The organism is Bacillus haynesii (genome assembly GCF_001969855.1).
GTDB classification, from domain to species: Bacteria; Bacillota; Bacilli; order Bacillales; family Bacillaceae; genus Bacillus; species Bacillus haynesii.
On sequence record NZ_MRBL01000002.1, the window covers coordinates 17,394 to 40,596 of the forward strand.

General features: G+C 45.5%; 27 protein-coding genes and 1 tRNA gene. 25 read left to right on the forward strand and 3 right to left on the reverse strand.

Features of this window, described 5'->3' with window-relative positions; all coding sequences use genetic code 11:
• The first annotated feature begins 4 nt into the window (after positions 1–4).
• Positions 5–1,135, forward strand: a complete 1,131-nt coding sequence (gene ssuD / locus BTA31_RS01720; RefSeq protein WP_043927277.1) for an FMNH2-dependent alkanesulfonate monooxygenase — start codon at positions 5–7, stop codon at positions 1,133–1,135.
• A gap of 29 nt (positions 1,136–1,164) precedes the next feature.
• Here the strand turns inward: ssuD and BTA31_RS01725 are convergent, their stop codons facing one another.
• Together BTA31_RS01725 and BTA31_RS01730 are read right to left on the reverse strand one after the other, a co-directional pair.
• Positions 1,165–1,623: a hypothetical protein gene (locus tag BTA31_RS01725; RefSeq protein WP_076788603.1), complete on the reverse strand. Its 459-nt coding sequence runs from the start codon at positions 1,621–1,623 to the stop codon at positions 1,165–1,167.
• Positions 1,620–1,826 (reverse strand): helix-turn-helix transcriptional regulator, encoded by a 207-nt coding sequence (locus BTA31_RS01730; RefSeq protein WP_043927275.1) that lies wholly within the window; start codon positions 1,824–1,826, stop codon positions 1,620–1,622. The genes BTA31_RS01725 and BTA31_RS01730 overlap by 4 nt, the downstream gene beginning before the upstream one ends.
• Positions 1,827–2,375: 549 nt before the next feature.
• Between BTA31_RS01730 and BTA31_RS01735 the strand changes: the two genes are divergently transcribed.
• The 7 genes from BTA31_RS01735 (at position 2,376) to BTA31_RS01765 (ending at position 6,647) form a co-directional block, all read left to right on the forward strand.
• Complete coding sequence (locus BTA31_RS01735) at positions 2,376–2,588, forward strand: hypothetical protein (RefSeq protein ID WP_043927274.1); 213 nt, start codon at positions 2,376–2,378, stop codon at positions 2,586–2,588.
• Positions 2,589–2,694: 106 nt separating this feature from the next.
• A complete protein-coding gene (locus tag BTA31_RS01740; protein WP_076788605.1) occupies positions 2,695–3,441 on the forward strand; it encodes an ABC transporter ATP-binding protein in 747 nt (248 codons plus the stop codon).
• On the forward strand, positions 3,407–4,876 hold the full coding sequence (locus BTA31_RS01745) for a hypothetical protein (RefSeq protein ID WP_083698253.1): 1,470 nt from the start codon (positions 3,407–3,409) through the stop codon (positions 4,874–4,876). The genes BTA31_RS01740 and BTA31_RS01745 overlap by 35 nt, the downstream gene beginning before the upstream one ends.
• Complete coding sequence (locus BTA31_RS01750; protein WP_076788607.1) at positions 4,866–5,774, forward strand: PqqD family protein; 909 nt, start codon at positions 4,866–4,868, stop codon at positions 5,772–5,774. Before BTA31_RS01745 ends, BTA31_RS01750 begins: the two co-directional genes overlap by 11 nt.
• The gene (locus BTA31_RS01755) at positions 5,771–6,055 is read left to right on the forward strand and encodes a hypothetical protein (protein WP_043927270.1); all 285 of its coding nucleotides are present in this window, start codon (positions 5,771–5,773) and stop codon (positions 6,053–6,055) included. The genes BTA31_RS01750 and BTA31_RS01755 overlap by 4 nt, the downstream gene beginning before the upstream one ends.
• Before the next feature lie 106 nt (positions 6,056–6,161).
• Positions 6,162–6,431 carry a 30S ribosomal protein S14 gene (gene rpsN / locus BTA31_RS01760; RefSeq protein ID WP_023856470.1) on the forward strand — a complete coding sequence of 90 codons (270 nt, stop codon included), beginning with the start codon at positions 6,162–6,164 and terminating at the stop codon, positions 6,429–6,431.
• 142 nt (positions 6,432–6,573) lie between these two features.
• Positions 6,574–6,647: transfer RNA gene (locus BTA31_RS01765), tRNA-Gly, on the forward strand.
• A 107-nt stretch (positions 6,648–6,754) separates the two neighbouring features.
• On the opposite strand, the gene BTA31_RS01770 is transcribed toward BTA31_RS01765, so the two are convergent.
• On the reverse strand, positions 6,755–7,384 hold the full coding sequence (locus tag BTA31_RS01770) for a hypothetical protein (protein WP_076788610.1): 630 nt from the start codon (positions 7,382–7,384) through the stop codon (positions 6,755–6,757).
• 80 nt (positions 7,385–7,464) lie between these two features.
• On the opposite strand from BTA31_RS01770, the gene queG reads away from it, so the two are divergent.
• From queG to BTA31_RS01855, 17 genes are all read left to right on the forward strand, one after another.
• Positions 7,465–8,613: a tRNA epoxyqueuosine(34) reductase QueG gene (gene queG, locus BTA31_RS01775; RefSeq protein ID WP_076788612.1), complete on the forward strand. Its 1,149-nt coding sequence runs from the start codon at positions 7,465–7,467 to the stop codon at positions 8,611–8,613.
• Positions 8,614–8,676: 63 nt separating this feature from the next.
• Positions 8,677–9,579: an amidase domain-containing protein gene (locus BTA31_RS01780; RefSeq protein ID WP_076788615.1), complete on the forward strand. Its 903-nt coding sequence runs from the start codon at positions 8,677–8,679 to the stop codon at positions 9,577–9,579.
• Positions 9,580–9,616: 37 nt separating this feature from the next.
• Positions 9,617–10,099 (forward strand): tRNA (uridine(34)/cytosine(34)/5-carboxymethylaminomethyluridine(34)-2'-O)-methyltransferase TrmL, encoded by a 483-nt coding sequence (gene trmL / locus BTA31_RS01785; RefSeq protein ID WP_094777396.1) that lies wholly within the window; start codon positions 9,617–9,619, stop codon positions 10,097–10,099.
• 98 nt (positions 10,100–10,197) lie between these two features.
• Positions 10,198–10,812 (forward strand): YhbD family protein, encoded by a 615-nt coding sequence (locus tag BTA31_RS01790; RefSeq protein WP_076788617.1) that lies wholly within the window; start codon positions 10,198–10,200, stop codon positions 10,810–10,812.
• Between the two features lie 14 nt (positions 10,813–10,826).
• Positions 10,827–11,537, forward strand: a complete 711-nt coding sequence (locus BTA31_RS01795) for a polymer-forming cytoskeletal protein (RefSeq protein WP_043927264.1) — start codon at positions 10,827–10,829, stop codon at positions 11,535–11,537.
• A gap of 14 nt (positions 11,538–11,551) precedes the next feature.
• Positions 11,552–12,253, forward strand: coding sequence for a hypothetical protein (locus BTA31_RS01800; RefSeq protein WP_076788619.1), 702 nt, complete (start codon positions 11,552–11,554; stop codon positions 12,251–12,253).
• 392 nt (positions 12,254–12,645) lie between these two features.
• The gene (prkA, locus tag BTA31_RS01805; RefSeq protein WP_076788621.1) at positions 12,646–14,541 is read left to right on the forward strand and encodes a serine/threonine protein kinase PrkA; all 1,896 of its coding nucleotides are present in this window, start codon (positions 12,646–12,648) and stop codon (positions 14,539–14,541) included.
• Positions 14,542–14,715: 174 nt separating this feature from the next.
• Positions 14,716–15,882, forward strand: a complete 1,167-nt coding sequence (gene yhbH / locus BTA31_RS01810) for a sporulation protein YhbH (RefSeq protein ID WP_076788624.1) — start codon at positions 14,716–14,718, stop codon at positions 15,880–15,882.
• 307 nt (positions 15,883–16,189) lie between these two features.
• Positions 16,190–16,822 carry an HlyD family secretion protein gene (locus tag BTA31_RS01815; RefSeq protein WP_043927260.1) on the forward strand — a complete coding sequence of 211 codons (633 nt, stop codon included), beginning with the start codon at positions 16,190–16,192 and terminating at the stop codon, positions 16,820–16,822.
• A 63-nt stretch (positions 16,823–16,885) separates the two neighbouring features.
• Positions 16,886–18,451 carry a DHA2 family efflux MFS transporter permease subunit gene (locus BTA31_RS01820; RefSeq protein WP_278192975.1) on the forward strand — a complete coding sequence of 522 codons (1,566 nt, stop codon included), beginning with the start codon at positions 16,886–16,888 and terminating at the stop codon, positions 18,449–18,451.
• Between the two features lie 17 nt (positions 18,452–18,468).
• Positions 18,469–18,999 carry an NAD(P)H-dependent oxidoreductase gene (locus BTA31_RS01825; protein ID WP_076788629.1) on the forward strand — a complete coding sequence of 177 codons (531 nt, stop codon included), beginning with the start codon at positions 18,469–18,471 and terminating at the stop codon, positions 18,997–18,999.
• A gap of 13 nt (positions 19,000–19,012) precedes the next feature.
• Entirely contained in the window at positions 19,013–19,348 is a 336-nt protein-coding gene (locus BTA31_RS01830) for a hypothetical protein (RefSeq protein WP_076788631.1), read from the forward strand.
• Between the two features lie 133 nt (positions 19,349–19,481).
• Positions 19,482–20,249, forward strand: a complete 768-nt coding sequence (locus BTA31_RS01835; RefSeq protein ID WP_076788633.1) for a hypothetical protein — start codon at positions 19,482–19,484, stop codon at positions 20,247–20,249.
• A gap of 4 nt (positions 20,250–20,253) precedes the next feature.
• Positions 20,254–20,628, forward strand: a complete 375-nt coding sequence (locus BTA31_RS01840; RefSeq protein ID WP_076788635.1) for a GntR family transcriptional regulator — start codon at positions 20,254–20,256, stop codon at positions 20,626–20,628.
• Entirely contained in the window at positions 20,625–21,326 is a 702-nt protein-coding gene (locus BTA31_RS01845; protein WP_076788637.1) for an ABC transporter ATP-binding protein, read from the forward strand. Before BTA31_RS01840 ends, BTA31_RS01845 begins: the two co-directional genes overlap by 4 nt.
• Positions 21,327–21,345: 19 nt before the next feature.
• Positions 21,346–22,269: an ABC transporter ATP-binding protein gene (locus BTA31_RS01850; RefSeq protein ID WP_076788640.1), complete on the forward strand. Its 924-nt coding sequence runs from the start codon at positions 21,346–21,348 to the stop codon at positions 22,267–22,269.
• A complete protein-coding gene (locus tag BTA31_RS01855) occupies positions 22,262–23,203 on the forward strand; it encodes an ABC transporter permease (RefSeq protein ID WP_076788643.1) in 942 nt (313 codons plus the stop codon). Before BTA31_RS01850 ends, BTA31_RS01855 begins: the two co-directional genes overlap by 8 nt.

Consider the following 23,203-nt stretch of genomic DNA (forward strand, 5'->3'; position numbering starts at 1 on the left):
CTTTTTGGACATTTTATGGTTTATTCCTACTCATGGCGACGGACGTTATCTCGGTACAAACACGGGAGGAAGAGCTGCAGATCACACCTATTTTCAGCAGGTAGCGCAGGCGGCTGACAGGCTTGGGTATACAGGGGTTCTTCTTCCGACGGGAAGATCGTGCGAAGACCCGTGGATTACCGCCGCCGCTCTGGCGTCAGTTACGAAAAATCTGAAGTTTTTAGTCGCTGTAAGACCCGGTTTGATGCAGCCGTCGGTTGCGGCGCGGATGGCTTCGACATTCGACCGGCTTGCAGAGGGCAGGCTCCTCATCAATGTGGTCGCCGGCGGTGATCCGTATGAATTAGCCGGAGACGGCCTGTTTGTCAGCCATGATGAACGGTATGAAGCGACAAATGAGTTTCTCGACATATGGCGGTCGCTTTTAAAGGGCGAGACTGTCACCTATTCAGGGAAACACTTGAAGACCGAAAACGGCCGCTTGCTTTTCCCGCCCGCCCAACAGCCTCATCCGCCAATTTATTTTGGCGGCTCGTCAAAGGCCGGGCAGGAGACCGCCGCCAAACACGCAGATGTCTATTTGACATGGGGAGAGCCGCCCCATCTCGTCAAAGAAAAAATCCAATCTGTCAAAAAGCAGGCTGAAAAAGAAGGGAGAACCGTCCATTTTGGAATCAGGCTGCACGTCATCGTCAGGGAAACGGAAAAAGAGGCGTGGCAGGCGGCAAATAGACTGATCAGCCACTTGGATGATGAGACGATTGCCGCAGCCCAAAACGCGCTGAAACGGACGGATTCATCAGGGCAAAAGAGGATGGTTCAGCTTCATCAGGGAAACAGAAGCAACCTCGAGATCAGCCCGAATCTTTGGGCGGGCATCGGACTAGTCAGAGGCGGAGCGGGGACAGCGCTCGTCGGTGATCCGGAAACGGTGGCCAGCCGGATAAAAGAATACGCCGACCTCGGCATCGAATCCTTTATCTTCTCAGGTTATCCTCATCTTGAAGAAGCGTACCATTTTGCCGAAAAGGTCTTTCCGCTCCTTCCGTTTCCTACAAAACTTCAAAGAAAAGCGTCAGGCGAAGTCATCGGAAATGATCATTTTCCGTCGAGGCAAAAGGAAAAAACGATTTAAATAAAAAACTCCAGACATTCTGGAGTTTTTTATCTGTTTTTATAAAATGAAAACATATACGAAAGATGCTGAATAATGATCAGCACAAAGATGACGATGATCGGAAAATACGGGATCCTGACTTGGAAAAACGGATAAAAGATCAATAAAAGCGCTGCGACTGGCATCGCCACATACAGCACGATATAAGATGTTCTGCATGCTTTTGCGGTAATCATCTGTTCTCTTTCATCCTGTTCTTTAAATTCGTCAGGGACGAGCATAAAGCGCTGCTTGCGTGAACCGCTTTTTTTCTCCAAGTATGTGTAAATCGAAAGGACGAGCCCAAAGAGAAGGATGGGAATCAGATTAAAAACAAAATGGAGCTCTGAAGCGTTTGGTTTCAGGCTTTTGGCGATTTGTTCCGATGTGTGAAAAAAGGTTATAAACGTCCAGCATGCGAGTCCGAACAGAAGGATGTGAAAGAAAGTCCGTGTTATCATATTCATTCGTGTTTGCCTCCCTCTAACCAAAATACGTCTTCCATCTTTAATTGAAATTCCTCGCAAATTTTCAAAGCCAAAAGAAGCGACGGGATGTAATTGCCTTTTTCAATGGCTGCAACTGTCTGCCTTGTAACCCCGATCGCCTTTGCAAGGGTTTCCTGTGAATACCCGTATCTTGCTCTCAATTCTCTAACTCTGTTGTTCATCCTACCACCTGCAATTCTTCGTTTATATAGTATATTTGACATATTGTTAAATGGGTTTGACATAATGTTAACTTGATTTTACAATATAATCAACATCTTTTGATCTAGGATCGGCAGGTTTTTAACTGTAACATTTAAATTTATACATAAAATTAACAGAAATGGAATAGAGAAAATAGAATTATCTCACTTTTTGAAAAATGGGACTTTGAAGGTATTTTGGGGTTCGGATTTCAGAAGAAGGAGGGTCTTATTAGCCGGTTCTTTTTTCTTAATATCCTTGAAAGACACGAGATTTATAAGAAGAAAAAATGAGAGAGAAAGAAGGAGGAGAAATAAGACAAAAAGATTATAAAGACATCATAGAGTGGAAACGGGGCTTTCATCTTCTCTTCCAAGCCGAAAAGCGTAGGCCATTAGATTGAAAAACCGAAAGATCCTTAAATAAATAGTTGGAACGTAGTGTTTATGAAATAGGAAATTTCATAGATTTCAGTATGAATTTGGATGTGTTACTCTTTGGTTACTTGATAGAAAGGAGGGGGAAAAATGACATACGCAGCACCTCAGGTTGACTATTCTGTCAATCCGTCGATCGAAGATCAGGCTTGGTTCTTGGTGTTTGTTGCAGTGCTTTTGGCACTTGGAGCAACTGTTGTTCTTGGCGCCGCTGTATGGTGTGTGGTGAACGGAAACGGCAGCTTCACGGGATCCGTCAAATGGGCCAGCGGTTTGCAGGTCAGCATCGAATGTAGGAAATAGCCATACTTAAGTATCTGTTCACAACAAGAGACATATTTAATGAGGCTTAACCGTCTGTGGGGGGCGGTTAGGCTCTTCCTGACATTAATCATACCCTGGAGGCATTATGTTTATAATAGATCATCTGTCTAAAACATATAAAAACAATGTGACTGCCGTTAGCGGGTTTCATATAAAAATCGAAAAAAACCAGATCGTCGCGATTGCGGGTCCGAACGGTTCAGGGAAGACGACGATCATTAATTCCATTTTAGGAATCATTACACCTACTGAAGGAACCATTCTGTTGGATGACCTGCAGAACACGACGGCGGAATTTAAGCAGAAATTCGCCTACGTTCCCGATGAACTCCTTTTGCCGGACGCCCTTTCAGCCGCAGAGTATTTGGATTTTGTATCCTCTATGTATCATTGTACATCAAATGAAAAACGGAAACAATTAATCGAGCTTTTCGATATGAAAGAGGCTTTACAGGAGCCGATTGAAACGTACTCACACGGAATGAAAAAAAAGACGCAGCTGATCGCCGCTTTTATGCTGGAGAGCGAATTTGTCATTATGGATGAGCCGTTTCGCGGGCTCGATATTGAAGCGGTCATCAATACGAAAAAGCTGATGAAGCGCTATACGGCCACGCAAGGGTCGATACTGCTGGCCACCCATGACATGCTTTCTGCGGAAGAATTGTGCGATAAGATTGCGATTATTTCCAAAGGCGTCAAAATGGATGAAGGAAAAGTCAAAGAATTAAAGGTTAAATACAGCTGTAATTCGCTTGAAGAAGTGTTCTTGAAAGCTTCGATGCTGAGTGATAGGGGTGCTCATTTTGATCAAATCATTCGAAATTTCTAAAATGATGCTGAAAATGTGGCAGAAGGAAATGGGCAAGCTCTTAAATACCGGCACCAAAAAAATGATCGCCGCCCTTTTTTTAATTTTGGCGGTTGCGATGGGAAGCATCATTGGCTACAGCTTTACGGGGATGTTTTTAAGCGCTTTTCTGAATGGAGAAATTCGCTCTCTCGGGTTGTTCGTGATTTCAATGTTCATGAACGTCTCGATTTTTACGTTTGTTTTCTTCATTTTATTTAAAGTAAGGACGCCGGAACAGAACAGCTTCTCTATGCAGCTAAGCTGGTTCCCGCTGACGGCTTTCGAGAGGAGTCTCGGATATTTTATTCCGTTTGCCGGTGCGGTTTCATTCCTTGTCCTGTTTATCATGTCTATTCTGCTGATTCCGAATTTTGTCGCCAGCGGTGTAGGCTTTTGGTTTTCCTTTACGTTTTTTGCCCTGCTTTTTGTACAGATCATTTTTTTCTTTTCGCTTCTCAACCTTGTTTATAACCTGGTGTATATGGTGATCTTGAAATTCGGTTTTCCGCTGCAAAAATTTTTTTCAATGTTTGTTCTTGTCGTATTAGCTGTTATTTACGGATTCACCTCTTTTGATCTGGGGAAGATTCAGAACGCTTATTCAACCTTTGATTATAATCTGACGTATTTTGCAGCGCCGCTGTTTCTCGTGCTGAACGGTCAGGCGGCAGGCGCCGGAATCATACTGGTGGTGCTGATCTTGGCAGCCGCAGTAACCGCTTCGTTTATGTCGCTGAATGTTGTGCCGATCCTCACTGAAAAAAAATCATCCAAACTGTTTTCATTTATTAAAATCCCATCGTCAAAACCGCTGTCTTTGGCGGTGAAAGAAATAAAATCACAGGCCAGAAATGAAGAAAATATTTTAAACTTCATTTTTTTGCTTTTGGCTCTATGCTTTTTAAAATACAAATTTCAGTTCGGATTTATCGGGGAGAGCTATTTGGTGCTTGGGGGCGTGACAGGGATCATCGCCTTCAATTCGTTCGGCAACGATCTGCGGATGATGCAGATGTATAAGGCGCTTCATTTAAAAACGGCAACGGTTTTATGGTCCAAATATCTCGGGCTCTGTGTGCTCGGCCTCATTCAGCTCTTTTTGTTTTCCGTGCTGACGTGGACTTTTCCTGAGAGCTTTGCGGTCTTTGTAAAGACGATTGCCGTGCTGTTAAACTCGATTGCGATGTTCTATTTAGCGGGCATTATTTTTCCGCTTGACCGAAACAACCCTTATATGGGGATCTTCTCTTTCGGAATGCTCCTAATCTTTATGATTCCGCTGTTTTTCATCGTGAATTATGCGGTCGATAAAGTCACGGGCGAAGCGCTGCTGTTTTTCATACCGTGCCTTGAATTACTGCTGATCCTGCTTTTATACGGAGGGTTTAAATGGAGGTACCATTATGATCATTAATATGTTGAAATCGCTGGCCGGAATCAAAAAAATTCCCTATTTCCCAGAGCATGTGACACTGAACCGGAAGCATATTTCAGATCATGATCTTGATGCTGATTTTCCCATTAATCCGACTGCTTATCAAATGCTGAAGGAAGTCGACGGGAAAAAAGACGAGCTGGAGATTGCCGAAGCTCTCACAGGCGTGTTTAACGTCAGGGAAGAGGTGCTGCTAAAAGATTTGCACGAACTGCTGACAGGGCTCAACCGCCGTTATTTGATCAATTGGAGGTACGGAGAGGGCCCGTCTTTTGTGGGATTGCTTTATCAATTCTTCAGCCAGTATCATATCCGCTACAAGGAAAGGTTTTCAAGCCATTCTGATTCGTTTCTGCTGTTGTACATAAAGTTTCTGCAAGTGATTTCTAAGAAAATCATTGTTTTCTGGCTCGTCTTTTTGATGTTGTCACTTGCGGCGTACATCGTTGTTCCGGATGGATCGATCGTCGGCATCGCGGCTTATTTTTCCGTCATCTATTTCGGGTTGATCACCGGCACGGCGCTTCATGAAGTGGTGCACGGCATCGCGCACCGGAAAGCTGTCCGCAGGAACGGGCCGCAGGGGTTTTTAGCGGCTGATATGATGTCCGTCAAATTTGTCCGCCCTGTCATGTCGCTGCATGATAGAAGGTCGATTTGGATTACGGCGTTGGGACCGCTTGTTCCAGGTGTGCTCGGTATAGCCGGCGTGCTGTTTACGATCTTTTTTCTTCAGGAAAACGCGGTTTCCGTCGGGGTGCTTCTGTTCTTTTCCACCTATGCTTTGCATATGATGTATCTGCTTCCGTTTATGGGTGATGGAAAGTCGATTATGAAACAGCTGATGATTAGAGGAATTGGAGGTAAATCATCATGAATACAAACTCTTTCAAGCAGGGACTAATCTTTGCCAGTTTCTCAAGCTTTCTCGCATTTCCGATGCTTGCGGCTGCGCTTTTGTTTTATCACCTTTTTTCAAATCAAACGAGCAACGATATCTTGTTTAACAGTTTGTCGTTTGTCATGGAGAGCGAATCGGCTTTTTCATTCCAGGTGAAGCCAAACTTTTTCTTCATTATGATCGGGCTGTTTATCGGCATTTTTATTGTAACGGCCGCGATTTCATCAATTTATCAGAAAAAAAAGGGTGAATCTTAACAGAGCTTGCTTTTTGAGGCAGGCTTTTTTTATTTGCATCGGCAGTCAGGTTGTGATAAATTTAAATCGTAATAATTACGCTTTGGAATGAAGGAGGATACTCAGAGTGGCCAAGAAATCAAAAATTGCTAAAGAAAAAAAGCGCCAAAAGCTTGTTGAACAATATGCGGAACTCAGAAAAGAGCTAAAGGAAAAAGGCGATTACAGAGCTTTGAGCAAGCTTCCGCGAGACTCGGCGCCATCAAGGCTGCATAACCGCTGCGAAGTGACCGGAAGGCCGAGAGGATATATGAGAAAGTTTAAAATGTCGCGGATCGCGTTCAGAGAGTTAGCATATAAAGGCCAGGTTCCAGGTGTAAAGAAATCCAGCTGGTAATCTGTCAATGTCCGGAAAAAAGCCGCCGATGTTTATATCGGCGTTTTTTTTCGACAAATTTTTAATATACCCTTGACGAAATTTTAATAAACGTGTAACATAATAAAAGTCAAAACGATGATGTTGTTTTTAGAGATCATATGCGGGTGTAGTTTAGTGGTAAAACCTCAGCCTTCCAAGCTGATGTCGTGGGTTCGATTCCCATCACCCGCTCCATACATACTGTTTATAACGCAGTGTTTCGTTTCTCAGATTAAACGAAGCATTGCGTTTTTTCATGTATGAAATCATCGTAAAAACCTGCTCTTTTCAAGAACAGGTTTTTACGGAAAGACAGCTGAGATGTGTTCGCCGCCGTGAATTTGTGCAAACATTTTTGTCAAAGACTCGAGCAGCCGGCGGGCTTCTTCTTTAGATAATGACGGCCTGAAAAAGACGAGCTGCAAGGCATCTTTTGTTTCCGTTCCTACATGATGAAGGCTGAGGTTTTCGGTGATCGTACCGAATGTTCCCGCATCATCGGAGAACGCGATGATCTCGTCCGGGCCTCCTGGTTCGATTTTGATCGGACCCTTCAATTTCCGGGCATCATATATATGAACCGGAATCAAATATTTGAGAGTGAAAAAACGGCTCAGGTCAACCGCTGAATTTTTCGGCTCGACAAAGCGCTGCTCTTTGATGTCTTCCAACATCCGTTCGAGTCCGCTTTCCCGGCCTGAAAAAGACGGGTTCAGCTCCCTGAAGGCATCATGCCATTCTTTTACGGCTGATTCATCTTCGAGACTGCGATCGGCATAGTCAAAAAACAGCGATTCCTGAAAAAGGCGGAGCCGGCCTTTGAGCATTTGCGGGGAGCCGGTGATCTCAATACCTTGATATAACACAGCGCCAACCTTAAATGAAGGAATGCGATTTAAAATAGCAGGCGCAATTTGCAAACGAACTTCCAATTTAAATTCAACTCCCGTGTCATGGTACACTCTATTATACAGAGAGCGAAAACGAAAACAAAGAAAGGAGGCTCTGCACGATGGATGTGAAAAAACTGAAACAGGATGTTATCGAATTCGCACAGCAAATCGGCATTGATAAAATCCGGTTCGCCAGTGCAGATACATTTGAAACATTAAAAGAACGATTGATTGAGAACCGGACCCTTGGCTATGAATCAGGCTTTGAAGAACCCGATCTTGAAAAACGGACGAACCCGGATCTGCTTTTGCCGAAGGCGAAGTCGATTATCGCCATCGCCCTTGCATACCCTTCAAAAATGAAAGACGCACCGAGAAGCAAGAAAGGCGAACGAAGGGGCATCTTTTGCAGAGCTTCCTGGGGAAAGGATTATCATCATGTCCTGCGTGAAAAGCTTGATCAGCTTGAGGAATTTTTGAAAGCACAGCGCAGCGATATCAGAACGAAATCGATGGTTGACACCGGTGAGCTTTCAGACAGAGCTGTCGCAGAGCGCGCCGGCATCGGCTGGAGCGGAAAGAACTGCATGATCATTACGCCTGAATTCGGATCTTACGTTTACTTGGCGGAAATGATTACGAATATTCCGTTTGAGCCTGATGAGAGAATCGAAGACCAATGCGGCTCATGTAACAAGTGTATCGAGGCATGCCCGACCGGCGCGCTCGTCAACCCCGGGCAGCTTAACTCCCAGCGCTGCATCGCATTTCAGACGCAGACAAAAGGTTTTCTGCCTGACGAGTTCCGTACGAAAATCGGGAACAGGATCTACGGCTGTGATACGTGCCAGATGGTATGCCCGAAAAATAAAGGGGTCGATTTTCATCTGCATCCTGAAATGGAGCCGGACCCTGAGATTGCCAAGCCGCTTTTAAAACCGCTTCTGACGATGTCGAATCGCGAATTTAAAGAAAAATTCGGCCACGTGGCCGGCTCATGGAGAGGCAAAAAGCCGATTCAGAGAAATGCGATTATCGCACTAGCCCATTTTAAAGAAGCGGACGCTCTCCCTGAACTGATTGAGCTGATGCACAAAGATCCGCGGCCGGTCATCAGGGGAACCGCCGCATGGGCGGTCGGAAAGATCGGCGGAGCGGATGTGATGGGTGAATTGGAGCGCGCGCTCGCGCACGAGCAGGATGAAGAAGCGAAAGCTGAAATCCAAAAAGGCATCGGTCTTTTAAAAGAAACGAGTGCGACTAATTGAGGGCTGTCCTGACATATGTTTAATGATGAGAAATGAATTAACAAACATATGGTGGTGTAGCCCTTGAAACAGATCATCGAGCAGCTCCTGAAAGCCAGACTTCATTACTTAATCAACGGAAATGATGAAACAAACTGGCGGGATGCCGGAGGTTTTGAAGTCATTGAACGGAAGCGGAGGCTTTTTCAAAAACGCGGCGTGCAGATCGTGAAGGCCAATATAAAAGCAGCTGTAAAAGAGCTTTGGCTTGATGAAGACGGCGCGTCACATGTGAACTATCAAACCCATACCGCATACTTGTGCAAAGACGGGGATGATATGTATATGGAAGAACATATGGAAGACAGAAACGCCCTTTTGTATGATCAAATGGTCATCAAAGACTCCGAGACCCCGCGTCCGGCCGCACAGTCTTATCCTGAGCCTGAAAGAAGCGATGATGAGATGCGCGAATTGCTGGGAAGGGCGTTCCGCTATGACCGGCTGGCCGCGGTGCGCTATGCGGAAACGTACTGGAATAAACGAAATCCGGCTTACAAAAACTTTGAAGACAATTGCACTAATTTTATTTCCCAGTGCATCAGGGCCGGAGATGCGCCGATGCGCGGCTATCCGAACAGAGGCAAGGGCTGGTGGATGCAAAACCATTCCTGGAGCTACAGCTGGACTGTCGCTCATTCGCTCAGAACCTTTTTGAAGCAATCAAAAGCCGGTCTCCGAGCAGTTCAAAAGCCGGCTGCGAAAGAGCTGATCGAAGGTGATGTCATCTGCTATGATTTTAACGGAGACGGCAGATTTGACCACGTGGCCCTTGTGACGGCGAAGGATAAAAGCAATATGCCGCTGGTGAACGCGCAAACGCACGACTGCCGGATGAGGTACTGGTCTTACGAGGATTCGCCTGCTTATACTTCATCGATTCGATATGCGTTTTTTCATATATCAGATGATACGACAAAATCGTAATGAGTGGTATAATAAACAGCGGATCAGAAAAACAGAGGTGAATACTTTGGCATTGCATGTCGTACTATATCAACCAGAAATTCCTGCAAACACAGGAAATATCGCACGGACTTGTGCAGCAACAGATACAACGCTTCATTTAATCAGACCGCTCGGCTTTTCAACTGATGATAAAATGCTCAAGCGGGCAGGTCTTGATTATTGGGAATTCGTCAATGTCGTCTACCACGACTCATTGGATGAATTGTTTAATGCTCATCCTGACGGCCGTTTTTTCTTCATTACAAAATTCGGTCAAAAACCGCACACTTCATTTGATTATTCAGATCAAAACGAAGATTACTTCTTTGTCTTCGGCAGAGAGACGAACGGCTTGCCGAAAGAGCTGATCGAGCAAAACATGGATCGCTGTCTGCGCCTGCCGATGACAGAGCATGTCAGATCACTGAACTTATCAAACACTGCAGCAATCCTCGTGTATGAGGCGCTTCGCCAGCAGAATTACAGAGATTTGACTTAAGCTTCACCAGGTAAAGAGCCCTTTTTAACAAGGGGCTTTTTTTTCGCTTTCTAATGTAACAGTGTTATGTTACAATGTGTGTAAAGGAGCTGAATTTGATGGTTCAGGATGATTTAATTTCAAAAAAAGAGCTGCTCGATTTGACTTCGATCTCGTACGGGCAGCTTTACAGATGGAAACGGAAAAATTTAATACCGGAAGAGTGGTTTATCCGGAAGTCGACGTTCACCGGACAAGAAACCTTTTTTCCGAGGGAAGACATTTTGAAAAGAATTGAAACCATTCAAAGCATGAAAGAAAACCTGTCCCTTGATGAGATGGCGGAAATGTTCTCGCCCGGTCTGACCGAACTAAACACGAGCCGCGGGGAGCTGCTTGAAAAAGGCATCGTTTCACAAGCGGTCATGACGTTTTTTGAAGAATGCACCGGAAAGCGCGATGATCCATTTGTTCTGACAGAAGCGCTTGCGGCTTACGTGCTGGAAGGCCTGCTTCAATCCGGCGATATCAGCCTGGATGAAGGAAAAATGGTGCTGGATGTCATCATGTCGAACGAGGCGGAAAACAAGGGGAGGCTGATTGTGCTTCGGAAGCTCGGCGTTGCAACATGTCTGATCACCGAGGGCAGCATTGTGTTGGAAAAGGGAGTTAAGGTAGCCGCTGACATCAATCTGGCGGCGAGCAGCGAAGAATTAAAAACAAAATTTATGTAAATGGAGGATCTAAGATGGAGAATTTATTGATAAACGGATTTGGCAGTTCAGGCGGAGGCACGTATCAAACGGTTGAATTAAACGGCAAAGGAACGATTAACGGCGATATTGACTGCGAAAGGTTCAGCTGCAGCGGCACCGGGACTGTAAACGGAGACGTAAAAGCGGATGAGCTGAGAATCAGCGGCCATGCAAAACTAAACGGCGCCATCGCGGCTTCAAAGGTTAGAATTGACGGTTCTGCAAAGGTGGATGGCGATGTCGAAGCAGGAAAGCTTAAAATCTTAGGCTATGCCGGCATTAGCGGAACTGTGAAAGGCGAGGAAGCGATCGTTCGCGGAAAAACGTCAATCGGCAAAGACTGTGAAGTCGAACATTTTTCTGCGGAAGGCTATTTTACAATCGATGGGCTTTTAAATGCGGAGCAAATCGAAATTAAGGTTCACGGCGGCGAAAGTAAAGTGAAAGAAATCGGCTGCCGGCGGATCGTCTGTACTGCACATCAATCAAAGCTGTTCTCGTTTTTAACGCCGCTTATTTCTCCTCCAAGGCTGTCTGCCGAGCTGATTGAAGGGGATCAAATCGAACTCGCCAATACGACCGCAAAAGTTGTCCGCGGCAATTCGGTTATCATCGGCGAAAATTGCGACATCGGCCTGATTGAGTATAAGGAAGATATCCGGGTGGCGGAAACGGCAAAAGTCGGAGAGAAAAGGAAAATATAGCGGAGGGATAGGACATGAAGAAACACGACTTGAAAATACACGGGTCCGGAAACGCCGGAGGCGGATCATTCCATCGTGTTCTCATCAGAGGTGAAGGAACGATCACGGGAAACGTTGAGTGTGAAAAATTCAGCACACACGGTACAAGCGAACTGTCAGGCGATGCGAAAATCAAAAGCTTTAGTGTACACGGGGAAACAGAGATCCGGGGGAGGCTGAAAGCTGACAAAGCCAGAGTATACGGTACGGCGGATGTTTCTGAGGACGCCGACATCAGCGAGGCAGCCGTAAAAGGCATCATCAATGTCGGGGGTAATATGGCGGCTGAAACGTGCGACGTCAAAGGCGCGCTGAACGTAAGAGGCGATTGCGAGGCAGAGGATTTTACACTGACGGGCAGCCTTGATGTAAAGGGCCTGCTGAACGCCGGCGTGATTGACATCGGCTTAAAGTACGGAAACAGTTCGATTGGCGATATCGGCGGTACGGATATTAAGATCGTCAAAAAACGCGGGCTCCTATTTAATAGAAACGGAGGCTTTCTCTCGGCAGGGACGATTGAAGGAGACGATATTTATTTGGAAAACACGGAGGCCCGGATGGTCAGGGGAAACCGCGTGCATATAGGACCCGGATGTAAGATTGAGAAAGTTGAATACAAAAGCAGCTATCGGGTATCTCCCAAGTCTGAAGTAAATGATGATCAACAAGCATAAAACAGTGTTATGTTACGGAAAAAGGGATGGCTTCAAAGGTGAGCCGTCCCTTTTTCTTTTTATTTCCCGGGTTTGCTTTCGTATCCGGCAGTAAAAATGGATACGAGAAACGCGAGGATGACCCCCATCATGATCAACGTTCTCATTGAAATCCTCCTCTCATCCTTGATCCCTTGTTGTCATCTGCACCGATGCGGTCAGCCGTACCGCAGGAGCACATGCGGACGGAACTTTTCTGCTTTTATTATGAATGGTTTGCTCCATCCTTGTCAATTCGAGGAAAGTACATTTCATTTTTCTTAGAAAAGCATCTAAAGGGACATCTCCGCATAGAGTGAATGTAACAGTGATTCACTTGGCACCTTGCATTTATCATCATATAGGAGGTTCTTATGGATATATTGAAAAAGATTGAACAGTATAGAGAGGGAGAGCAGCGTCTGAAATGGGAAGGAACCTTCGCTGAATATTTGGAAATCGTAAAAGAAAATCCGACTGTCGCGCAATCTGCTCATTCCCGCGTTTACAATATGATTAAAGACAGCGGCATTGAAGAGAAGGATGGCAAAAAAGTATACAGCTTCTTTGACAAAGAGCTGTTTGGTCTTGAAGAGCCTTTGGAACGCCTTGTTGAAGAATACTTTCATCCGGCCGCGAAGCGCCTTGATGTCAGAAAAAGAATCCTGCTTTTGATGGGACCTGTCAGCGGGGGAAAGTCGACTTTGGTCACCATGCTGAAAAGGGGGCTTGAAGCATACTCTCTTACAGATGAAGGGGCTGTCTACGCGATTAAGGGCTGTCCAATGCACGAAGATCCGCTTCATTTAGTCCCTCAGCATTTGCGGGACGATTTTTACAATGAATACGGCATCCGGATTCAAGGCAACCTGTCCCCGTTGAATATGATGAGGCTTGAACAGGAATACGGCGGAAGAATAGAAGACGTGAAGGTTGAAAGAATCTTTTTTTCAGAGGATAAGCGGACGGGGATCGGGACGTTCAGTCCGTCAGACCCTAAATCGCAGGATATCGCCGATCTGACGGGAAGCATTGATTTTTCAACGATTGCCGAATACGGATCGGAATCCGATCCGCGCGCATACCGGTTCGACGGAGAATTAAACAAAGCGAACAGAGGAATGATGGAATTTCAGGAAATGCTGAAATGCGATGAAAAATTCCTCTGGCACCTTTTATCACTTACACAGGAAGGGAATTTCAAAGCGGGCCGGTTCGCGCTCATCTCAGCGGATGAATTGATCGTAGCGCACACGAATGAAACCGAATACCGTTCATTTATATCCAATAAGAAAAACGAAGCGCTCCATTCGCGGATTATCGTCATGCCGATTCCATATAACTTAAAAGTATCGGAAGAGGAAAGAATTTATGAGAAAATGATCGCTGAAAGCGATGTGTCTGATGTTCATATTGCGCCGCATACGCTAAAAGTGGCCGCGATGTTTTCAATTTTGACGAGGCTGAAGGAGCCGAAGCGGTCAGACATTGATCTCGTCAAAAAAATGAGGCTGTATGACGGAGAGAGCGTTGAAGGCTACAATTCAGTCGATGTCGAGGATTTGAAAAAAGAATACACTGACGAAGGAATGAGCGGAATCGATCCGCGTTATGTCATCAACCGGATCTCGTCGACGATCATCCGCAAAAATATGGAATCGATCAATGCGCTCGATGTCCTCCGTTCTTTAAAAGAAGGACTTGGCCAGCATCCATCGATTTCAACAGAAGACCGCGAGCGCTATTTGAACTTTATTTCAGCCGCCAGAAAAGAGTACGACGAAATGGCGAAGAAAGAAGTCCAAAAAGCGTTTGTGTACTCTTATGAGGAATCGGCGAAAACGCTGATGGACAATTATCTTGATAATGTCGAAGCGTACTGCAATAAAATTAAGCTTCGCGATCCGCTGACGGGAGAAGAAATGAATCCGGATGAAAAGCTGATGAGGTCAATAGAAGAACAAATCGGCATTTCCGAAAATGCGAAAAAGGCATTCCGCGAAGAAATTCTCATTCGCATTTCTGCCTATGCAAGAAAAGGGAAGCGGTTTGATTATAATTCGCATGAGCGGCTCAGGGAAGCCATTCAGAAAAAGCTGTTTGCAGACTTGAAAGATGTCGTCAAAATCACGACGTCGACAAAAACGCCGGACGAACAGCAGCTCAAGAAAATCAACGAGGTCGTCGCACGTCTCATTGATGAGCACGGCTACAACTCGACAAGCGCAAATGAACTCTTAAAATATGTAGGAAGCTTATTAAACCGGTAACTTGAAGACCCGTCCGGAGAAGGGCGGGTCCTTTTGTCCCATTTTCAAAATTGTTTGTCAAAAGTTATTTACACCTGCATAAGATAACAATAAACATTTTTAGACTTGCATTCGCCATGGTTTGGATCTGTAAAACGAAGCCATTTAAGGGATTATCAATAAGGAGGGGAATTCATGTCCCATAAAGACAATGGCCATTTTATTATTTCTCAGGAAGACTGGTCCCTCCACCGAAAAGGGTATGATGACCAACAGCGTCACCAGAAAAAGGTGCAGGACGCGATCAAAAACAATCTGCCTGACCTGATTACAGAAGAAAGCATCATTATGTCCAACGGCAAAGATGTTGTCAAAATTCCGATTCGGTCGTTAGATGAGTATAAAATCCGCTATAACTATGATAAAAATAAACATGCCGGCCAGGGAGACGGCGACAGCCAGGTAGGAGATATCGTCGCAAGGGACGGTTCTGATAAACGGGGCGCCGGCAAAGGCCAGGGAGCGGGCGATCAGGCCGGTGAAGATTATTATGAAGCGGAAGTTTCGTTAATCGATTTGGAAGAGGCGCTCTTCAGTGAAATGGAGCTGCCGAATTTAGAACAGAAAGAACGCGATGATATCGTTGTGGAAGATATTGAGTTCAACGATATCCGCAAAACGGGTTTGACCGGCAATATCGATAAGAAAAGAACAATGCTCAGCGCATTTAAACGAAACGCAATGACGGGAAAACCTTCATTTTATCCGATCTATCCCGAAGACTTGAAATTTAAAACGTGGAATGACTCTGTAAAGCCTGAATCAAAAGCCGTTGTGCTCGCAATGATGGATACGAGCGGATCGATGGGCGTTTGGGAAAAATATATGGCGCGAAGTTTTTTCTTTTGGATGACACGTTTTTTACGGACAAAGTATGAAACGGTCGATATCGAGTTTATCGCCCATCATACAGAAGCAAAAGTGGTATCAGAAGAAGATTTCTTTTCGAAAGGGGAAAGCGGGGGAACAATTTGTTCATCTGTATACCGTAAATCCCTCGAACTGATCGAAGACAAATACCATCCGACACGCTATAACATTTATCCGTTTCATTTTTCGGACGGCGATAATTTGACATCCGACAATGCGCGGTGTGTCAAGCTTGTCGGAGAGATTATGGAGAAAGCGAATATATTTTGCTATGGCGAAGTCAACCAGTACAACAGACATTCAACATTAATGTCAGCCTACAAAAATATTAAAAATGAAAAATTCAAGTATTATGTGCTGAAACAAAAAGCCGATGTTTTTCAGGCTCTGAAGAGCTTCTTCAGCAATGAAGAACGGCACCAATATACATGAAAAAACCCGAATGAAACCTCCGCTGCCGGAGGTTTTTTGTTTGGAAAATATTTAAATCAAAATTTTAAGTGCAAGGTTATTGACATTCTTTATTACTTTAACTAATATTTAATCTTGTTAACTATTTATTTTGTTGTGCAGAGGTAAAAACAAATTTACCGCTTCCGATCTTTCTTGCTCAGTTTTGAACAACTTATTCAGTACACGTCCCGCAAGTTGCTGGGCAGGAAATAGGAAAAGCAAAACCGAGGGAGCCGATCAAACCGGCTTCATCCAAAATATAAGGATATGAAAGGAGAAATAAAACATGAGCAAAGGACGTTTAATTGCGACGAACATCATCGGACTCATCATCGTGCTTGCCATCTTAGCAGGAGGTGCGTATTTCTATTATGACAGCATCAGCTATGTGAAAACTGACGAAGCGCACGTGGCAGGTGAGATGGCCGACATTACAGCGCCTGCATCAGGGAAGCTCGCAGATTGGGATTTGAAAGAAGGATCAAAAGTTTCAAAGGACGAAAAAGCAGCGAAAATCAAAGGGGAACAAACGGTTGACGTGAAGTCGATCATGGACGGAACGATTGTCAAAAACGAAGCGAAAGAAGGCCAGATCGTACAAGCCGGTCAAACGCTCGCGAAAACAATCGACATGGATCATCTGTACATTACAGCTAACATTGAAGAAAACGACCTGAAAGACATCGAAAAAGGGGACAAAGTCGATATCGTCGTTGACGGTGATTCAGGCACTACATTTGAAGGAAATGTCGAAGAAATCGGCTATGCGACAAACTCAACATTTGACTTGCTTTCTCAAAGCAACTCAAGCGGAAACTACACGAAAGTGACGCAGAAAGTACCTGTGAAAATTTCAATCAAAAACCCGTCTGACAAAGTGCTGCCGGGAATGAACGCATCCGTGAAAATTTCAAAATAAACGGGGGGAATAAAAACGAGCGAAAGGAGGATGTCATAAGTGGCTTCTCAGAAAAAAGGAAATATGTCACTGCTCATCATATTAATGGCCGGCTTGTTTCTGGCCATTTTAAACCAAACGCTGCTGAATGTGGCGATGCCTCATCTCATGACAGAATTCAATGTGAGCGCCACAACGATTCAATGGCTGACAACCGGATATATGCTTGTCAACGGCGTTTTGATTCCTTTATCAGCCTTCCTGATTATGCGGTTCGGCGGGCGGAGCCTGTTTTTAACGGCGATGCTGCTGTTTACGGCCGGAACGCTGATATGCGGAATTTCGCCTAATTTCTCGACGATGTTAACCGGACGCCTCATTCAGGCAGTCGGCGGAGGCATACTTCAGCCTTTGGTCATGACGACGATTCTCTTTATCTTTCCTCCGGAAAGCCGCGGGAAAGGAATGGGAATCTTTGGCCTTGCGATGATGTTTGCTCCTGCTGTCGGTCCGACTCTATCCGGCTGGGTCATTGAAAACTACAGCTGGCGGATCATGTTTTACGGCCTTGTGCCGGTTGGTGTCATCGTCATCATTTTCGGTTTTTTCCTATTTAAAAATATGACGGAACCTAAAAAAATCAAATTGGATACAGCAGGCGCGATTCTTTCAGTCGTCGGATTTGCGGCGTTGCTGTATGGCGTGAGCGAAGCCGGCTCAGACGGCTGGGATGATCCGATCGTACTTTCTACAGTCGTGATCGGTGTGATCGGCATTGCCGCTTTTATCATCCAGCAGTTGAAATCGAAGGAGCCGATGCTTGACTTCAGAGTGTTCAAATACGATATGTTTTCACTGTCAAGCGTGATCAACGCCATCATTACGGTTGCTTTGTATGCCGGAATGTTCCTGATTCCGATTTATTTGCAAAACCTGGTCGGTTTTACTGCGCTTCAGTCGGGGCTTCTCATGCTGCCGGGCGCACTCGTCATGCTTGTGATGTCGCCGATCTCAGGAATTTTATTTGATAAAGTCGGCCCAAGGCCGCTGGCGATTGTCGGTTTATTGATCACCGTTGTGACGACCTACGAATTTACGACGCTTACGATCGATACACCGTATATGTACATCGTGTTGATCTATGCGATTCGGGCGTTTGGGATGTCCATGCTGATGATGCCGATTATGACTGCCGGCATGAACCAGCTTCCGCAGCATCTAAACAGCCACGGAACGGCGATGTCGAATACGCTTCGCCAAATCAGCGGTTCGATCGGAACGAGCTTGATCACGACGATTTATACAAATCGCACGACATTCCACTATGCATCAATGGCTGATCAGACAAATACGGCTGATCCGTCATTCATGAGCACATTGCAGTCAACGATTCAGTCAACAGCGCAATCGATGCATATATCTCTCGAACAAGCACAACAATATGTCGTGAAATATATGACCGGACAGGCGCAGCTCAACTCGAATGTCATGGGTATTAATGACGCGTTTATGTGGGCGGCCGGGTTCTGTGTCATCGGTCTCGTTCTCAGCCTGTTTTTGAGAGATGTCAGAAAAGACAAGCTGCGCAGGAAGAATAAAGCGGAGGAGCTGACATTGCTTCCGGCTCCTAAAGAAGCGAAAGAATCTTAAAATGAGGAGGTTCTGACATGAAAATTTATGTTGTTTACGACAGTGAAGGCGAGCATACGAAAAAGCTGGCTGAAGCCATTGCAGAAGGCGCAGGGGAACATGGGGCTGCAGACGTGCTGATCGATCATGTCAGCCAGGCAGATATCAGAAAGCTCGAAGAAATGGACGCTATCATCTGGGGCTGCCCGGGCCATTTCGGTACAATCAGCTCCGGATTAAAAACTTGGATCGACAGGCTGGGCTACCTTTGGGCGGAAGGAAAGCTGATCAATAAGATCGGCGCAGTCTTCTGCACAACGGCGACGACCCACGGCGGTCTTGAAGCGACGATGCTCAATTTAATAACACCGATGCTTCATCAAGGGATGATGATCGTCGGCTTGCCTGGAAATGTACCTGAAAATGCCCTATACGGGTCTTATTACGGTGCAGGCATTACCTGTCCTGTCGATAGTGATGAATTGATCGGCGAGGAAGGCCTGGAGCTGGGCCGGGCTTTAGGCAGACGCGTCGCCCAGGTGACAGACCGCTTTACAGCAGGACAGTGAGGAGCGATTTGACATGACCATTATATTGACCATCATCGCTGCTGTCCTCGTCATTATCGGTCTGGTGGTATTTAATGTGCGGTCGGCGTCTTCACAGGATAAACCCGAACATGAGGATAACGACGCTGCAGCTGCAGCTGACATTCCTCAGGTTCAGGAAGAAGAAGAGCCTCAGCAAGTTGAAGCCGCTCAACAAGATCCGTTCGAAATGAATGATCAAACCTATCGGGCGATCCTGCAAAAACTTCAACACCCAAAAGAGGAAAAAACACAACCCGAGAAGACGGAAATGGACGATATGGATTACCGAAACGCATTAAAATCTATGAAAAAACGGGAACAAGATTAAAGGCAAATTCGCTGGGCGCCAGCGGGTTTGCTTTTTTTATTTGCATTTTTTTTGCAATAAGGATTGCGATTTTCTTTGTATCAGTGTACTATTGTCATAGTACACTGATACAGAGACTAGAGGAGGATATGATTTGCGATCTTTCAGCGGTTTATTTAAAAAAGATTTTCTCATGGCCAGATTTTGGTCTTTGGCTTGGATGCTGTGCATGATTTGTGCGATTATTGCAAGCTTTGGTTTTGCTCATTATACAGGCGAGTCAATGGCTCTTTTTGGGGCATTTGTGACCATTTTATTATTTCATAGCCTGTTTTGTCCTTTGATGATGCTTGCTCAGCTCCGTTTGGAAGGGAAGACGCAGCTTTGGTTATATAATCCGAACAACAGTGCGTTATTGCTGCTTTCAAAGCTTGCTTCAGCTGCCGTATACCAATTGATTTCCCACGCTATTTTATTTATTTTCGGGCTGATTGTCAGAAGCGTTCTGCTCTCCAACAGCGCCGGCCTGTTTTCCGTGTCAGATTTGCTTCTCGTCAATATCGCTGTCTTTTTAGGTTCCGTAATTTTTTCCACATGGGTGATGTTTCTGTGGACGATATATGAAGCGCTCAGAAAATATCCGGCTATCAAAAAAATCCGCTGGATCATTCCCTTGTTGATCTACAATGCTTATGGATTAATCGAGGCGCTGTTCATCAAGAGCGGCTTATTCAAGGAACTGCAGAAATTGTGGAGCATTTCTTTAACAGCTGAATTCAATTTTCATTATGAACATTCAGGCTGGACTGTTACATTTTCTCAAGTTGATTTGCCGGGTATTCTCCTGGTGTATTACACAGCTTTAGGCGTCTGTCTCTTCTATCTCTCCTGCAAATTACTGAACAGAAGAGTCGAGGTGTAAAAGAATGGCAAATGAATTTTCTGCTTCAAAGCCGATCTATAGGCAAATAGCCGAACAGCTCTTCAAAAAAATGATCCGCGGAGAGATCAAGCCGGGAGAAAAATTGCCATCGGTCCGTGAGCTGGCTGTTCAGACGCAAGTAAATCCGAATACGATTCAAAGAACCTACAATGAAATGGAAAGGATGGGCGTGGTGGAAACCAGAAGGGGACAGGGCACCTTTGTTGTGGAACATACGGAAATCATCGATGATTTAAAGCGGGAGATGAGATCGGAAGTGATCGGGCAATTTGTCCAAAGCATGGAAGAGCTTGGCCTGTCTAAACAAGACATGTTGTCAGAACTTGACCGTTATCTTCAGAAAGGAGATCCCAAATGAAGATTGAGCTGAAAAATGTCACGAAGAAGTTTGGCAAAGAGTATGCGCTCAAAGAGGCCGATCTGTCTCTCTCTCCCGGGAAAATTTACGGGTTGACCGGACCAAACGGCAGCGGCAAATCTACGATCTTAAAGCTGATCACAGGGCTCTCGTTTCCGGATTCGGGCTCGGTGTTGATCGGAGGACGGCCGGCAGCCAGAAAGGAGACGAAGAACATCGCCTATTTAACAGAGCTTGATATGTTCTACGATCCATTTCGGGTCAAGGATATGATTCACTTTTATGAAACCCAGTTTTCCGATTTCCGTATCAATAAAGCATGGGCCCTGTTAAAGGACATGAAAATCGACGGGGATAAAAAAATCGGCAAGCTTTCCAAAGGCAACCGTGGCAGGCTGAAGCTCGCGCTCACATTGGCGCGCGATGCAGCGGTCGTGCTGCTTGATGAGCCATTTTCCGGTCTTGATCCGATGGTGAGGGAGTCGATAGTCAAAAGCCTTCTTACATATTTGGAGCTTGATAAGCAGACAATCGTCATCGCCACCCATGAAATTCATGAAATTGAACAAATTTTGGATGAGGTCATCGTCGTCTTAAATGGCCGAATTGAAGAAAAAATGGATGTCGAACAGCTGCGCGAGGAATCGGGAATGTCGCTTTTGGAATGGCTGAAACGGTTTATCGAAGAAAAATATTGAAAAGCCGGGAGGAGAAACAGTGGAAACACTTTTGGAATTAAAAAATGTATCAAAAACGATCAGAGGAAAAAAGATCATCGACGGCTTGAGCTTTGACGTGCGGGCAGGCGAGATATTCGGCTTCCTGGGCCCGAACGGCGCCGGAAAAACGACGACGATCCGGATGATTGTCGGACATATGGGCATCACCGCCGGTGAAATCGCCGTGTGCGGCGTCAGCGTAAAAGAAAATTTTGAAAAGGCTGCACGGCATATCGGAGCGATCGTTGAAAACCCGGAATTGTATAAATTTTTAACGGGCTACCAAAACCTTCAGCAATACGCGCGCATGACGAAAGGTGTGACGAAAAAGAAAATTGACGAAATCGTCGAGCTCGTCGGATTGAAAAACAGGATTAACGACAAGGTCAAAACGTATTCTTTAGGAATGAGACAAAGGCTTGGCCTTGCCCAAAGCCTTTTACACGATCCGAAGCTGTTGATTCTCGATGAGCCGACGAACGGGCTTGATCCGGCAGGTATCCGGGAAATCCGCGACTATTTAAGAAAGCTGACGAAAGAAAAAGGGATGGCGGTCATCGTTTCAAGCCACCTGCTTTCAGAAATGGAGCTGATGTGCGACAGGATCGCCATTATCCAGAACGGAAAGCTCCGGGATATTCAGCATGTGCACGGACCCGCCCGGGATGAAAAGAAGCGCTATTATATTCAAGCGGATGACACTCAGGCTCTGATGCGGGAGGCATCTGCTTTCAGAAGTATGAAGATTGACGAATCGGAAGGCGGGATAGAGCTCAGCCTTCAAAAGGATGAAGTGCCTGATTTGATCAAACACTTGACAGACAGCGGTGTTCGCTTATATGAAGTGAAGGCTGTGAACAAGTCGCTGGAAGAACGGTTCCTGGAAATCACCGCAGATAAGGAGGAAGCTCAGCATGTTTAATCTCATCGTAAATGAATGGATCAAAATTTTTAATCGAAAAGGCACATACGTCATGATCGGGATTTTGCTGTTATCTGCCATCGGGTTGGGCGTTCTCACAAAGACGATCGGAGAGACAGACCAAAACCCGGACTGGAAAAAAGAATTGATGCAGGAAAATAAAGATATGAAAGAACAACTTAAAGGGGTCAATAATCCGGCACTTGAAAAAAGCTATGAACGGTCGACCGCCATTAATGAGTATCGAATCAAGCACGATTTGCCGGAAGACGGGGACTATTCGGCCCTGTCGTTCATCAGCGACGCGAGCAGCACCATTCCTCTCCTCGGTCTGTTTGTGATCACGGTGGCTGCGGGAATCGTTGCGAATGAATTCAACTGGGGAACGGTGAAGCTGCTTGTGATCAGGCCGATCAGCCGCTTTAAAATTTTGCTGGCAAAATATTTTACAGTTCTGCTTTTTGCATTGGCTTTGCTTTTCATTCTGTTCGCAAGCGCGGGGATCACAGGCCTTGCTTTATTCGGGGCAGGCGACGGCAGCCAGGTTCACTTGGCGTACGCCGATGGAACAGTTGAAGAAAAAAGCCTGCTGCTGCACTTGGCCGGCAGCTATTTGCTGAATTCAATATCGCTTTTGATGATGGCGACAATGGCCTTTATGATTTCAGCGGTTTTCAGAAACAGCTCGCTCGCCGTAGGTATTTCGATTTTCCTTTTGGCTATGGGCGGAACGGTGACAAACTTGCTCGCGACGAAATTTGATTGGGTGAAATACATCTTATTTGCCAACACGGATCTCACTCAATACTTTGACGGATCTCCGCTTGTTTCAGACATGACGCTGGGATTCTCGATTGTGGTGCTGGCTGTCTATTTTATCGTTTTTCATGTGCTCGCTTTTGGTGTATTCACAAAAAGAGACATCGCTTCATAA

What these genes read in the sequence shown, in the direction of transcription:
- BTA31_RS01725 (WP_076788603.1), bottom strand. Translation starts at nt 1,623, where the DNA reads ATGAATATGATAACACGGACTTTCTTTCACATCCTTCTGTTCGGACTC.
- BTA31_RS01730 (WP_043927275.1), bottom strand. Translation starts at nt 1,826, where the DNA reads ATGAACAACAGAGTTAGAGAATTGAGAGCAAGATACGGGTATTCACAG.
- BTA31_RS01735 (WP_043927274.1), top strand. Translation starts at nt 2,376, where the DNA reads ATGACATACGCAGCACCTCAGGTTGACTATTCTGTCAATCCGTCGATC.
- BTA31_RS01740 (WP_076788605.1), top strand. Translation starts at nt 2,695, where the DNA reads ATGTTTATAATAGATCATCTGTCTAAAACATATAAAAACAATGTGACT.
- BTA31_RS01750 (WP_076788607.1), top strand. Translation starts at nt 4,866, where the DNA reads ATGATCATTAATATGTTGAAATCGCTGGCCGGAATCAAAAAAATTCCC.
- BTA31_RS01755 (WP_043927270.1), top strand. Translation starts at nt 5,771, where the DNA reads ATGAATACAAACTCTTTCAAGCAGGGACTAATCTTTGCCAGTTTCTCA.
- queG (WP_076788612.1), top strand. Translation starts at nt 7,465, where the DNA reads ATGGATGTGAAAAAACTGAAACAGGATGTTATCGAATTCGCACAGCAA.
- BTA31_RS01790 (WP_076788617.1), top strand. Translation starts at nt 10,198, where the DNA reads ATGGTTCAGGATGATTTAATTTCAAAAAAAGAGCTGCTCGATTTGACT.
- BTA31_RS01795 (WP_043927264.1), top strand. Translation starts at nt 10,827, where the DNA reads ATGGAGAATTTATTGATAAACGGATTTGGCAGTTCAGGCGGAGGCACG.
- BTA31_RS01800 (WP_076788619.1), top strand. Translation starts at nt 11,552, where the DNA reads ATGAAGAAACACGACTTGAAAATACACGGGTCCGGAAACGCCGGAGGC.
- prkA (WP_076788621.1), top strand. Translation starts at nt 12,646, where the DNA reads ATGGATATATTGAAAAAGATTGAACAGTATAGAGAGGGAGAGCAGCGT.
- yhbH (WP_076788624.1), top strand. Translation starts at nt 14,716, where the DNA reads ATGTCCCATAAAGACAATGGCCATTTTATTATTTCTCAGGAAGACTGG.
- BTA31_RS01815 (WP_043927260.1), top strand. Translation starts at nt 16,190, where the DNA reads ATGAGCAAAGGACGTTTAATTGCGACGAACATCATCGGACTCATCATC.
- BTA31_RS01820 (WP_278192975.1), top strand. Translation starts at nt 16,886, where the DNA reads ATGTCACTGCTCATCATATTAATGGCCGGCTTGTTTCTGGCCATTTTA.
- BTA31_RS01825 (WP_076788629.1), top strand. Translation starts at nt 18,469, where the DNA reads ATGAAAATTTATGTTGTTTACGACAGTGAAGGCGAGCATACGAAAAAG.
- BTA31_RS01830 (WP_076788631.1), top strand. Translation starts at nt 19,013, where the DNA reads ATGACCATTATATTGACCATCATCGCTGCTGTCCTCGTCATTATCGGT.
- BTA31_RS01840 (WP_076788635.1), top strand. Translation starts at nt 20,254, where the DNA reads ATGGCAAATGAATTTTCTGCTTCAAAGCCGATCTATAGGCAAATAGCC.
- BTA31_RS01845 (WP_076788637.1), top strand. Translation starts at nt 20,625, where the DNA reads ATGAAGATTGAGCTGAAAAATGTCACGAAGAAGTTTGGCAAAGAGTAT.
- BTA31_RS01855 (WP_076788643.1), top strand. Translation starts at nt 22,262, where the DNA reads ATGTTTAATCTCATCGTAAATGAATGGATCAAAATTTTTAATCGAAAA.